This is a genomic window from Roseibium suaedae (assembly GCF_900142725.1).
GTDB classification, from domain to species: Bacteria; Pseudomonadota; Alphaproteobacteria; order Rhizobiales; family Stappiaceae; genus Roseibium; species Roseibium suaedae.
Window position 1 is genome coordinate 1 of record NZ_FRBW01000006.1, and the last position, 13,638, is coordinate 13,638.

Annotated in this window: 7 protein-coding genes; 5 read left to right on the forward strand and 2 right to left on the reverse strand. The window is 62.1% G+C overall.

The genetic code is table 11. The features are described 5' to 3' along the window. Nucleotides 1–7,102 (reverse strand): YDG domain-containing protein (locus BUA94_RS20475; protein WP_139251226.1); only part of this gene is annotated, 7,102 nt, incomplete at its 3' end. A 251-nt stretch (nt 7,103–7,353) separates the two neighbouring features. On the opposite strand from BUA94_RS20475, the gene BUA94_RS20480 reads away from it, so the two are divergent. Continuing rightward, nucleotides 7,354–8,856 carry a sensor histidine kinase gene (locus BUA94_RS20480; protein ID WP_235860666.1) on the forward strand — a complete coding sequence of 501 codons (1,503 nt, stop codon included), beginning with the start codon at nt 7,354–7,356 and terminating at the stop codon, nt 8,854–8,856. After that, nucleotides 8,853–9,551, forward strand: a complete 699-nt coding sequence (locus BUA94_RS20485) for a response regulator transcription factor (RefSeq protein ID WP_073015249.1) — start codon at nt 8,853–8,855, stop codon at nt 9,549–9,551. The genes BUA94_RS20480 and BUA94_RS20485 overlap by 4 nt, the downstream gene beginning before the upstream one ends. Before the next feature lie 515 nt (nt 9,552–10,066). Here the strand turns inward: BUA94_RS20485 and BUA94_RS20490 are convergent. Then, nucleotides 10,067–10,966, reverse strand: a complete 900-nt coding sequence (locus tag BUA94_RS20490; RefSeq protein ID WP_073015250.1) for a LysR family transcriptional regulator — start codon at nt 10,964–10,966, stop codon at nt 10,067–10,069. A 122-nt stretch (nt 10,967–11,088) separates the two neighbouring features. Between BUA94_RS20490 and BUA94_RS20495 the strand changes: the two genes are divergently transcribed. The 3 genes from BUA94_RS20495 (at nt 11,089) to BUA94_RS20505 (ending at nt 13,445) form a co-directional block, all read left to right on the forward strand. Beyond that, on the forward strand, nt 11,089–12,021 hold the full coding sequence (locus BUA94_RS20495; RefSeq protein ID WP_073015251.1) for a ring-cleaving dioxygenase: 933 nt from the start codon (nt 11,089–11,091) through the stop codon (nt 12,019–12,021). A 63-nt stretch (nt 12,022–12,084) separates the two neighbouring features. Next, nucleotides 12,085–12,744, forward strand: a complete 660-nt coding sequence (locus BUA94_RS20500) for an alpha/beta hydrolase (protein WP_073015252.1) — start codon at nt 12,085–12,087, stop codon at nt 12,742–12,744. A gap of 2 nt (nt 12,745–12,746) precedes the next feature. Continuing rightward, nucleotides 12,747–13,445, forward strand: a complete 699-nt coding sequence (locus BUA94_RS20505; RefSeq protein ID WP_208980182.1) for a pirin family protein — start codon at nt 12,747–12,749, stop codon at nt 13,443–13,445. The last annotated feature ends 193 nt before the right edge of the window (nt 13,446–13,638 follow it).

Consider the following 13,638-nt stretch of genomic DNA (forward strand, 5'->3'; position numbering starts at 1 on the left):
CGTTCTTGTCGGCAAAGGCAAAGAGCGCGCTGCCGTCAAGGCTGACCACATCCCCGGAGATCAGGCCGGAGAACCCGCTGAAGCTGCCGGTGGCCGAGGTGGTGCCGTCATAGATCTTGTCGTCCGCGCTTGCAGAAACCGTCAGGGTCTTGCGCGTGATCGTGGCGGTGGTCGAAGCGGTCGAGGCAATGGTGTAGTTGCCAGCGTCCGCACCGGTCAGGCCGATGCCGGTGACGTTGACTGCCTTGCCTGCCCCTGCCCCATCGGTGAGGAAGGCGAAGAGTGCGCTGCCATCGAGGCTGACGAGATCGCCCGAGATCAGGCCGGACAGGGAACCAAAGCTGCCGGTGGCCGACGTCGTGCCATCATAGACCTTGTCATTCGCGCTTGCCGAGATCGTCAGGGTTTTGGGCGTGATCGTCGCCGTGGTCGAGGCCGTCGAGGCAATGGTGTAGTTGCCTGCGTCCGCACCGGACAGGCCGATGCCGGTGACGTTGACTGCCTTGCCTGCCCCTGCCCCATCGGTGAGGAAGGCGAAGAGCGCACTGCCATCGAGGCTGACGAGATCGCCCGAGATCAGGCCGGAAAGGGAACCAAAGCTGCCGGTGGCAGAGGTGGTGCCGTCATAGACCTTGTTGTCAGCAATGGCCGAGACCGTCAGGGTCTTTTGCGTGATTGCGGCGGTGGCCGAAGCCGTCGAGGCGATGGTGTAGTTGCCCGCGTCCGTGCCGGACAGGCCGATGCCGGTGACATTGACCGCCTTGCCCGTTCCTGCCCCATCGGTGAGGAAGGCGAAGGCCGAACCGCTGGCAATGCTGACCACATCCCCGGAGATCAGGCCAGAGAAGGCCCCGAAGCTGCCGGTGGTCGAGGTGGTGCCGTCATAGACCTTGTTGTTTGCCGTTGCCGTAACCGAAAGGCTCTTCTTGGAAATCGTCAAACTGCCACTGGAGAATGCCAGATCGTAACCAAGCTGGGAGGAATAGAGCCCTGTGAGGGTCAGGTTGCTGCCAGTATAGGAGCCGGCATTCTTCGAGGACGAGACATAGCGGGCAGTGCCCGAGATGAGCGAATTGTCGTAGGACGCCCCGTAGACAAGGGTGCCGGTGCTGGAGCTGGACGTGCTGCCATCATAGGTCTTCGTGCCCGTGCCGCCGGTGACTGTGAGGCTGGTCATGAACCCGCGCAGCAAGGGATTTGTCGAGCCCTCGTAGATGCGCCAGATAGAACCCGTGCCGCCTTCGTCATCAATGTCCCAGCCCGCTCCCGTGAAGGAGGACAGGGTCATCATGCCTTCAGTATCGAGCCCGGTGGCTCCGACAGCTGCGCCGGAAACCGATCCGCCTGCGTTTGTCAGGCCCGAGGTTTCGGTGTTCCAGAAGACGTTGCTGAAGGTGGAGCCAGCGCCGGAATCTGCCAGGCCGACGATGCCGCCCTCGGTGCTGTCGTCCGTGGTGACGGTGCCGGTCGCATAGGCATTGGAGACCGACCCGGATGTCGTTTCCAATCCGATCAATCCGCCCGCCAGTGTCGAAGCATCGACGTGCCCCGTCGCATAGGAATTGGTGACCGATCCGGAGTTCAAACCGACGAGGCCACCGGCGTTTCTGCTGCCGATCGTCACGTCACCGGTTGCAAACGACCGGGTAATTGACCCGAAGTTGCCACCGGCAAGACCTCCGGCACTTCCGCCAGACGCAGTTGTGCCACCTGCAGTGATGTCCCCGGTTGCATAGGCAAGATCTATGGTTCCTCCTGCCATGACCAGGCCGGCGAGGCCGCCAATGAAAGTTACGGCTCCTGTTCCTGTTACGGTGCCGCTTGACGAAGTCCCACTCATGGCGCCGGCCAAGACACCGGCAATCCCACCGATCGCGGTGTTGGATCCGGTGACATTCGTGGAAGAGGTCGCATTGGTAATCGTTGACCCGGCCGAAGCCTGACCTGCAAGTCCACCGACATAGCTGGCACCGCTCACGCTGCCACCGGTCAGCACGACATCGGAAAAGGCCGATCCGGAAAGGGCATAGCCGGCGAGGGCGCCAACATATTGGTTCCCGGTGATGCTGCTGCCATTCAGGGTCAGATCGGTAATCACCGCGCCGCTTCCGGCCACACCGACGAGGCCGACATATTGCGTTACCGCGCGGTTGATGGTCAGGCCGCTGATCGTGTGTCCTTCGCCATCAAGACTGCCCGTGAAGCCTGATCCAACGGAACTCCCGATCGGTGCAAAGCCAGCACCTGAATTCCAGGCAGAGGTTCCCGAGGCATCGATATCATTTGCCAGGACAAAGGACAGGGTTCGCATGCTGTCCCCGCCGATGCCCTGAAGGCCATAGGCATCTGCAATCTGATAGGGCGTGCTGCTGCTGCCGTCGCCACCGGTTACCCGCAGGAAGGTGGCTGTTTCAGCGAGTTGGAAGTTGGTGACGGAGAAGGACGGCAGGGTGCCGGCAATCTGGCTCCAGGTGCCGGAACTCAACCCGAAGGAGCCGAGACTGACGGCGGACGCCGTGGTTGCGGTGCCGGAGACTCCGGAAATATAAAGTCCGCCATCCGCGGCCGTGATGCTGCCGCCAAAGGTTGTCGTCCCGCTGCCCGCATTTGTCACACTGAGAGATGAACTGCCGCTCCAGGCGAACGGCGAATTCAGATCCAGATCTCCATCTCCCTGCAGGCTCACGTTGCTCGTGAGGCTGAATGTCCCGCCGCTGGTGAGAGAAAGATCCGCACCTGAGTAGAGGGTGGCGATGTCCAGCGCGTAGTTGGACGCAGTACCCAGCACAAGATCATAGCCGGAAGACGTCTGAATGGTGCTGGCGCTCGTGGTGATGAAATCGAGATCCGTGTCCGAATAGGATCCGAGAGCCGTCGAAAGGTTCGTCTGGGTGGCGGAGAGGCTCGTCTCCTCCGTGATCAGGTTGAGCTTCGAGCCATAAACGTCGAGGCCCGTGATGCCCGTGCTCGCGACCGTATCTTTCAGTGCCGCGCCGTCGGTTGCGCCGTCGTTCAGATAGGCGAGCGCACCCGTGGCGTCGATCGAGCCTGCTTCGCTCAGGATGTAATAATAGCCGTTTGCTCCGGACGTTGACGTGCCAAGCAGACTGCCTGCAGACAGGGCGCTGACATCCACACCGGCAAGAACAGAGCCGGAATTGTCATAGGCAAGGCCGGAGACGGCGACCGGCGTGGACGCGTATTGCCACTTGAAATAGGGATAGAGTCCTGCACCCGTCCCCCAGATCGCGCTGGAAAAGCCGGTCGGCAAGGTGCCCTGGAGTTGGGCGGTGGTCTGGCTGGTCCCCCATCCGGAAGTCGTCCCGGAGGTCTGGGTGTCCCAGTAGCTGGTCGTGATGGTGCCCGTGTTATAGGGCGTCAGTCCGCCGTTGGTCCCTGAACCGAGGACACGGCCGGTCGCGTAGACGCTTGTGAGCACACTGCGGTTGCCGCCCGCAAAGCCTCCGGCATAGGTCGTGGCACTGACCGACCCTGTTGCAAAGGAATTGCTGATCGTCCCGTCGTTGACACCAACAAAACCGCCTACACTCGAAGCTGAGGAGATCACATCTCCCGTCGCATAGGAAAGGGAAATCTGACCGGCATTTGCCCCGACAAGACCGCCAACGAAATTACCGTTCGCCGACATGTCTGCGCTGGAAAAGCTGCGCGTGATGACGCCGGAAGTATCGACATATCCGACCAGGGTGCCGCTTTGCGTTCCGCCCGCGACACTGCCGCCAACAAGGCCTATGTCGGAAATGGTTCCGGACAGGAGTTTGATCAAGCCGGTCTGGCTATCACCGCTCCGATCGATGGTCAGACCTGTGATGGTGTGGCTCTGGCCATCAAGGCTTCCGGAAAAAGACGCTATCGGATCGAAACCCGAAGCGCTCCAGACATCTCCGTAAAAGCCGTTGACGTTGGCCGTGAAGGCGCTTGTCATGTCGATATTGGTGCCAAGCGTGTAGCTGGCGGTCGTATCCAGGGACATGAGCTGGAGCTGATGGGCCGTGAAGATCTTGTCCGAATACTCGTTGCGCAACATCGGCCGGGTTTCGCCATCGATCATCACCCAGGTGTTGGTGAAGTCGAACCCGGAATAGGTCGTCTGGTCGTAGGCATCCTGGTTGAGGATGGAGGTGCCGGCGTAACTTGAGCTCTGGCGAGTGGAGTCCGCATCCCAATAGGCGTTGGTGGCAGTCACAGCGCCGGCGAAGACCGCACCGCCGACCAGACCACCGACGGCGCTTGTGCCTGTGACCAGGCCGCTGGCATAGACGTTGGTCAGGGTTCCGCCCTGAAAGGTTCCACCGACAAGGCCGCCCACATAGCTGCTTGTTCCGGTGACCGCACCGGTGGCGTATGAATTTATGATGGTTCCTGCCCGAAGACGTCCGACCAGACCGCCAGTCTCGCCAAAGCCCGTGACCGTTACTGCTGAGGACGAATTGGAGATCGTGATCTGATCACTCCAGCCGACAAGGCCGCCAACCTGTCCGCCAGGTCCGAGCGACGTCACTGTTCCGGTAACATGAACATTGCTGATGCCTTGCCCTGCTTCGATCCGATAGGCCAAGGCACCGGCGCTCCCGCCGCTTGTCACCGAGACATTGGACAAGGTGAAGTCCCGGAAGGTACCGTTCGTTGAGCTGAACAAGCCGACCGATGTCTCACCCGGACGGTTGATCGTCAGGCCGTCAACGGTGTTCCCCAATCCCGCCAAGGTTCCGGAAAACCCCCCGATCGTTTCAAATCCCGCGCCAGAATTCCACGTGGCTGTCTCGCTGGCATCGACCGTTTCCGCCAGGGCGTAAAAGCCACTGCCGGAAATAGTCTGCAGGTCGCTGGCGTCGTGGATCAGCGTATAAGTATTGCCGTCGATGACGAGGGTGGGGGCTGAACCGGAAAGTGTGATCCGGGCACCTGAACCAAGTGTGTAGTCCGAGCTCCCACCGTAATCCAGAACAAGAAACGCGCTGTCGCCGCTGAGAGACACACTCTTGTTGATATTGAGATCGCCTGAGCTTTGCAGGGAATAATAGGCGTTTGTTCCTGTGCCGGTGAGTTCGGTGTCGATGGTCAGATCACCGCTAGAGTCACCAGAGTCGACAATAAGTTCAACCGAGCCGCCGCTGGAGAACGGACCGGTAACGGTGAGCGCCTGTGAGTTGTAAAACTGGAAAGCGCCGGCAGAGCTGGAAGCACCGAGAGTGGAGACCGCGTTGCTGCTATTGGTGAGCGTGACATGCCCGCCATTCGCCGTTGTTGCAGTCAGAGTTCCGGCCGTGATCGGTGCAGTCTGGTTGATATCGCCGGATCCGGCGCTCAGGTTGAGTACACTGCTGGCATTCGAGCCCGTGATCGCCGCATTGATGAAGATGCCGCCCGTGCTTGCATCGGCCTGCAGGGTGAGTGTGGTTGCAGCAGTCCAGGACACCGCGGCGGAAACCGTGATGTTGCCCGCCTCCACGCCCGCTCCATTCGTCGTGATGGTGACGTTATTGCTGGAAAGATAGCTGTTCAAGGTCGTGTTGTTGAGATTCGCGCCGCTTGCATTCGGAGCTACGACCCAGGGGTTCCCGACAACATTGACAGAAGCATTGTTGCTCGACGACGTGGAGATGGTCACATTATAGGGGTCGATCAGCCAGGTTCCCGTCGCGCCCTGCTCGGAGAGGGTCGAGATGGAAACATTGTCCCCAAGCACCAGGTTATGGCCGGAGGTTTCCACCTGTCCGCCCGCTGCCGTGCCCGCGCCTGTCGCCGTAATCGTGCCGTCGAAGATTGTCGTATCGTCCGACCACACAACGGCTCGGCCGCCCTCGCCGGCGGTGCCGTCAACGCGGATCGTCGCATCTGTGGCGCCCGTAACCGTTTCGGCCGTCGCGACATCTTCTTCCAGATATTTTGTTGCAGCATTATAGCCGCCCTGGAAATCGCCGCCGACCAGCACAAGGCCGCCTGTTGCCCCTGATGCGTCAAGCAGGGCCCCGTCGGCGAGCATGATGTCCTTGCCCGTCGTCACAATGGTCCCGCCCGCACCGCTCTCTGCCGAGGCGTCAACCGTGCCGGATATATTGATATCGCCACCGGTTATGGTGATGCTGCCGCCTTCGGTGGCGGGCTTGGACCCGGGAACCGGGACGTCGGCTGCGACCGTGCGCGCCTTCAGCTTGCCGGTGACCTGAACCTTGCCGGTTTCGCCTGCGGTCAGGAAGATGCGGCCGCCCGAGCGGCTGACGCCGGTGGCCTTGACCACGCCGTCCGTGTTGCCGGCAAGCGCATAGACATTGCCGCCATTGGCGCGGATTTCCGCATTGGCAGCGGCAATCGTGCCGGAATTGACCGCTTCCGTGTCCTCGCCGCCGACCTGCACCGACAGAAGACCGTCCGCATCCGCGCCGTCCTTCATCAGCACTTCATAGCCTGCCGCAAGACCGGCCGTGCCATTGGGTGCTTCCAGGGTGCCGGAGTTCTCCACCCGGCGTGCGATCAGGGCAATGTCCCCTTGTGCGGAGCGGATGGTGCCCGCATTGGTCACTCCGGCGCGGCTGGTGCCGGAGAAGGTCATGGCTCCGCCGTCCTGGAAGTCGGCGTCGGTCAGGTCCTGGGTGGAGGCCACGAAGGAACCGCCGGTCGCAACCATGCCGCCCGTGCCGACCACAACGCCTGCCGGATTGATAAGGAACACGCTGCCAGTGGCCGTCAGGCTGCCGTCGATCTGGCTGGCCACATTGCCGGTGACCCGGTTGAGCGTCGCGCCGCTGCCATTGTTGAAGTGAACCTGGTTGCCCGCGCCGATGCCGAAGCCGTTCCAGGTGATGATGCCGCTGGCGGAGGACTGGTGAATGTCCATCCCGGTGCCGGACTGGCTGATGGCACCCGTCCCGGAGATGAAGGCGCCACCGGTCGGAAGCGGCTCGCCGGCCCAGGCCGAAACCGGCACCAGGGCGGTCGTGACAGACAGGGTCAGAGCCAGGGAACGGGACAGAGACCGGGATACGGAATGGGACCTGCAAGCCGGGCCCGGCATGACAGGTGACACATGCGAAACCGTACGGTTACCGGACCTGGCCGGGCGAACCCTCCCGTTCGTCATAATCTGCAATCTCCAAAAAACGTCTCCGGCAGAAAAAGCGCCGGATAATATTCCTTTCAGATAGCTGGTTTTCGTTGCGGAATTCCACCCACCAATTCTGATAGATTCCTCTGAATTCCATCCATTCCTGACAGATTCTTACAATTCCCGCGGCTTCCATGTCACAGATCCGGGAAAATCGCTGCAAAGCATCTGCGGAACGCTCGAGACGGCAGCTTGCGGGGCGTGTGGTTCTGGGTCATCAACAAGCCATGCTGGATCTCAAGACACTGCTGATCATGGAATTCTGCACCACGGCCTTGCAGGCGGTGGCGTGGCTGCTGGCCTGGAGGGCCTGGCGCCAGATCTATGAGCTGAAGGTGGTCGCTGCCGGGTTCCTTGCCATCGCCTTCGGCCTGCTGTTGCTGATCCAGCGCGGTCCGGACCCGGCGCTCTGGCGCATCCTGACCGACAACACGGTGATCAAGATCGGCGTTGTCCTGCTGGCCGACGGCCTGACGCGGTTTCTCGGCCAGCCCCGCTGCCTGCGGTTCGGTGTATTTTGTCTTGTTGCGCATTTCCTCTGTGTCGGCGCCTCCCTGCTGCTTGCGCCCCAGGCCCTTTCGATCCGCATTCACGCCTCGACGATTTTCACCCTGGCGCTCATGGCGGTGATGATCCGGACCCTCGTGCAGGATCGCAGCCAGCCGGCCTTCCTGCGCTGGATCACGATCGCGCTGCTGGCCGAATACATGGGCGCCAGCGTGCTGCAGAGCGCGCTCGTCTATCTCTATCCGGCGACCGTCGGCAATGGCCCGATTCTGAGCAACATCAATTCCTGGTATTTCTTTCAGGGCCACCTGTTCCTGCTGGGCTTCTTCCTGTGCCTTCTGTTCATGGTCGGCATGCGGCTCTCCATGGATCTCAGGGACCGCAATTCCGCACTGGCGCGGGAGATTGCGGAGCGGCGGCGGCTTGAAAGCGAACTGTCGGCCAGTCTGGACGCGGAAAAGGCCGCCCGGCAGGAACAGCGCCAGCTGATGCATATGGTCAGCCATGAATTCCGCACGCCGCTGGCGGCCATCCGCTACGCCGGCGAAATGCTGGACGTGATGCTGGAGCGCCCGCAGGAAGCCGTCGCCAAGCGGCTGCGGGCAATTGAAGATGCGGTGTCGCGCATGACAATGCTGATCGACCGGTTCCTGGCGAGCGAACGGCAGGGCGAAGGGCTGCTGAAGGTCGAGAAGATCGACACGCTGGCCCTCACCGAGCAGGTGCAAAACCACTTCGATCTGGTCGCGCTTGGGTGGCGGCTGCATTTCACCCGGGTGGAAAGCCTTGAGGACTACTGGGCCGATGCGGAAATGCTGCGCACGGTGGTGGTCAATCTCGTCGACAATGCGCTGAAATACTCGCCGCCGGAGACCAAGGTCGACATCGCCCTGTTCGTGCGCAACAATCTCCTGATCATCGAGGTGTCGGACCAGGGCATCGGCGTTCCGGCGGGCGAGCAGAGCCACATCGGCCGCCGCTTCTTCCGCGCGTCCAACACGCGGGCGACATCCGGCAGCGGGCTGGGTCTGCACACCTGCCAGCAATTGCTCAACTATCACAATGGCTCCCTGAGCCTGAGGCCCAGAGGCGGAACCGGAACGGAATCCAGCTCCGAAACGGGCCCGGATGCGGGCATGGGGACGGTCGCAACGGTGCGCCTGCCCCTGTCCGGTCTGCTTTCCGGCCAATCCTGGCAGCATGTGGAGACTGCAACATCATGAGCCGCATCCTGATTGTCGAGGACGAGGATTCCCTGCGGGCCGACCTGGTCGACTACATGAGCCTGCATGGCTTCGAGACGAAGGGCGTGGGCTCAGTGCGGGAGATGGAGATGGCCCTCCAGACCATGGAGCCGCCCCATGTGGTCATTCTCGACATTTCCCTGCCCGACGGTAACGGCTTCCAGCTTGCGCCGAAGATCCGCAGGATGTTCGACTGCGGCATCATCATGCTGACCGCCCATGGTGACCCGGAAAGCCGGGTCCGGGGCTTCGACAGCGGCGCCGATATCTATCTGGTCAAGCACACCAGCCTGCGGGAAATCCTGGCGGCCATCCAGAGCCTGCTGCGCCGCCTGTCCGCTCCTGAGGCTGAAAACCTGACGGTGCCCGACTGGATGCTGGATACGGTGGCCTGGAAGCTGATGCCGCCGGAGGGTGGCGCCATCAAGCTGACCTCGACCGAACTCGCCTTTCTCACCGCCCTGATCGAAAACTCCGGCGCCCCATGCTCGCGCGAGGAATTGGCCGGGCTGTTGTCGAGCCGCCAGACCCAGTTCGAAAACCGCCATCTGGATGCGGTTGTCAGCCGTCTGAGGCGCAAGATCCAGGATCACACTGGGGTAGAGCCCCCGATCCGCTCGGTCTACGGCGTCGGCTATTCCTTCAGCGCCGCCTGCAAGGTCGGGAGCTTGTGAGGCGCGGGAAGCAGCGCATCGGGGACCTGCTGACAAAGACCCAATCACCCTTGAAGGCCACAAATCGCCAAAAATTGAGTGTCATCCCTGCGAAGGCAGGGATCCAGTACACCTCTGAGGGAACTGCCTTTTTCAAGTCGCCACTCTAGCGCGTACTGGCTCCCGGTCTTGGTGCAGGGCACCAAACCGGGATGACGGCCTAAGAGGTTCCGAGCTGGAAAACTGGCTAAACCAGCCTTTCCGCATGAGAAATCCCCTCCGTCTTCGTCCTGCCGTCAAAGCTATCAAGCTCCAGGTCGTCATCCCGGGCGAGCAAAGCGAGACCCGGGACCCACTCATTCCCAGAGCTTTTCTTGAAACGGCAACGGCCCGCAGCCCAAAGTATATTTAGAGCCGTTTCGGCAGAACTCCGTCAGCTTCCTTCTACTGCCTGCGTTCCCGATCAGGCGAGTAGGCCCCGGGTCTCGCGTTGCTCGCCCGGGGTGACAGCCCAAGACGTTCTGCATCTTCTCCCCTCACAGCGGCCTTGTCCGGGTCACGTAGGTTTCGAAGAAATCGGAGAACCTGGCGACGCGCATGGGCAGGCGGTCGTAGGGGGGGTAGTAGAGGGTCAGCCAGAGTTCCGGCGGGCTCCAGTCTTCCAGAACCTGCTGCAACTGCCCGCCTTGCAAGGCCTCCTCGACGATGAAATGGGGCAGAAGCGCGATGCCCTCGCCATTGGCCGCCAGCCGGGCGATCAATTCGCCATTGTTGCCTGCAAGCGTCTGGCCTGCGCGGATCTTGCGGGTCTTGCCCTGCGACCGCAGCTCCCAGGTTTCCGAGGCCGAACGCTCGTCATAGGCAAGGCAGGTGTGGCGTTCCAGGTCTTCCGGCGCCTGGGGCACACCATTGGCGGCGAGATAGCCGGGCGAGGCCACCAGAACACGCCGGACCGGACAGAGCTTGCGCCAGATGGTGGACTTGTCGCGCGGCGCCTCGGAAATCCGGATCGCCAGATCGAAGTCATCGGAGACAATGTCGATGAACCGGTCAGTAAGCGAAAGGGACAGGACCGTCTGCGGATGATCCACCCGGAAACCGGCCACCACATCAGGCAGGATCTGCTGGCCAAGGGACATGGGCGCGTTGATGCGGATGAGGCCCGCCACATCCCCCTGCTCCTCGCGCAGCTCCTCGTTGACCTGCTCAAACCTGTCGAGCAGTGGCGCAATACGGGCGGCATAGACCGCGCCCGCCGAGGTCAGCGACACATGGCGGGTCGTGCGCAGCAGAAGCTGAATGCCGAGCTGGTCTTCGAGGCTGCTGACGGCGCGGGTGACGGTTGGCGCGGTCATGGACAGCTCGCGGGCGGCGGCCACGAAGCTGCGCTGTTCGGCGACGGCCAGGAAGATGCGGATGTGGTCGAGATCGATCATGAAGCAACTATTGCATAAATTGAAATAATATCCGCAATTTTATTGCCATTCTCTTTTGTCTGTCCCGGGGCCATCTTTCTCTCAACGGCGCGAACAGCCGCAGCCTGAAAGGAACAGTCACCATGCTTACGCAAATCAAGGGTCTGCACCACATCACGTCCATGGCCGCCAGTGCCCAGACCAACAGCGACTTCTTCACCAAGACGCTCGGCCTGCGCCGCATCAAGAAGACCGTCAATTTCGATGATCCGGAGGTCTACCACCTCTATTACGGCGACGAAGCGGGCACGCCCGGCTCGGTCATGACCTATTTCCCCTTTCCGCACATCGCCAAGGGGCGCCAGGGCACCGGGGAAGTGGGCGAAAGCTACTTTGCCATTCCCGAGGGCTCCCTCGGCTACTGGAAGGAGCGGCTCTCCGGCCTCAACGTCCAGGGCCTCGCCGAATATGAGGCCTTTGGCGAAAAGCGCCTGCGCTTCCAGGGGCCGGACCGGGACGGTTTTTCCCTGATCGAAACCGGCGAAGAGGGGCGCAGCGGCTGGACGGTGGATGGCATCGGCAGCGCCGAGGCGATCCGCGGCTTCCATGGCGCAAGCTTCCGTCTGGAAGACGGCGGTGCCACGGCTGAACTCCTGAATTTCATGAATTATCAGGAGGTTGACCGGAAGGACAACTGGACCCGCTTTGCGGTGGAAGGCGGCAATGGTGCCGATTTCATCGACATTGAAACCCTCCCCTCCGCCAACAGGGCGCGGCTTGGGGCAGGCTCCGTCCACCACATTGCTTTCGCGGTCGAGGACCGGGCAGCGCAGCTGGAGGTGCGCAAGGCGCTTCTGGACACGGGCTACCAGGTCACGCCGGTGATCGACCGGGATTACTTCTGGGCGATCTATTTCCGCACTCCGGGCGGCATCCTGTTCGAGGTTGCCACCAACGAGCCCGGCTTCGACCGGGACGAGGACACGGCACATCTGGGCGAAGCCTTGAAACTGCCGAGCCGTTACGAGCCGCACCGGGCCAAGATCGAAGCGCTTCTTGAGCCGATCACCGACTGACGAAGCGCGCCTGCGCGGGAGCCCCCTCCCCGCGCAGGCGGCCCGGATCACAGGAGACAGATCATGACGACTTCATCCTATACCGCCCGCGTGAAGGCTCCGGCCGCCGGGCAGCCCCTCGTCCTGGCCTTCCACGGCACGGGCGGAAACGAGCATCAGTTTGCCGGCTTCGTCGAGGACATCCTGCCGCAAGCAGGGCTTGTCTCGCCGCGGGGCGACGTATCCGAACACGGCGCGCTGCGCTTCTTCCGCCGCACGGGCGAAGGGGTCTACGACATGGCGGATCTGGAGCTGCGGACGCAGAAAATGGCCGCCTTTATCACGGCGCACCGGCAGGAAAATCCCGGTCACCCGGTCTATGCCTTCGGCTATTCCAATGGCGCCAACATTCTGGCGGCGGTGGCCTTCCGGCATCCGGAACTCTTTGACCGGATTGCCCTGCTCCACCCGCTGATCCCCTGGACCCCGGCAGAGCAGGCCGGCCTTGCGGGCAAGGCGATCCTGCTGACCGCAGGCCGCCGCGACCCGATCTGCCCCCTGCCCCTGACCGAGGCGCTGGTGACCTATTTCAACGCGCAAGGGGCTGACCTGTCGCTGGAAATCCATGACGGCGGACATGAAATCCGCCAGCCCGAAATCGACGCCCTCGCCAGCTTCCTGAGCGCGCCGCAAGGCGCAGGTCTGACCAAGGCAGGACTGGCAAGGACAGACCTGGAGACATGACCATGAGCCTGATCCACGAAAACATGAACCGGGGCCACACCACCACGGGCTGGCTCGACAGCTTCCACACGTTCTCCTTTGGCGGCTTCCGCGATCCGGCCCGCATGGGCTATGGCGCCCTGCGGGTCATCAACGAGGACCGGATCATTCCCGGCTCCGGCTTTGGCGAACATGGCCATGGCGACATGGACATCCTGACCCTGGTCCTCGCCGGCAAGCTGCGCCACCAGGACACGCTCGGCAACGAGACGGAAATCGCCCCCGGCGAGGTCCAGCTCATGTCGGCGGGCAGCGGTATCCGTCATTCGGAAATGAACGCTTCCAAGACGGCTCCCGCGCATTTCCTGCAGATCTGGATCCTTCCGGACAGTCAGGGCGGCGCGCCGGACTATCAGCAGGCCAGTCTGCCGGAACAGGAAAACGCCCGGGACTGGACGCTGATCGCCAGCGGCACCAGGGGGGAAGCCCCCTTGAGCCTCCTGTCGGACACAAAGCTCTCCATCGCCTATCCGCTGGCAGGCAGCTCGCTGGCGGTGCCGTCCGGCAAGGGGCGGCGGACCTTCGTGCAGATCGTCGAAGGGGTTGCCACCATCGGCGGCGAACGCCTGACCGCCGGCGACGGTCTCCAGACCTCAGAAGACACCCTCCCGCCCCTGATCTGGGTCACGGACGGTCAGGCCCTGCTCTTCGATATGGAGTGAGGACCGGACCAGAAGACTGATGCCGCTGCGGGACTTTTCTGCTGGCCCCTGTCCTGCCCCACCGGACAGGGACCAGCGTTTTTCACTTTTGAGGCCTCGATCAGGCGGGCCTTCTGTTGAACTGGGAAAAATACTTATCTTTCAGCAATATATCCGTTTCTGCAGGCAAGATGCGCGTTCCTGCGATAGGATC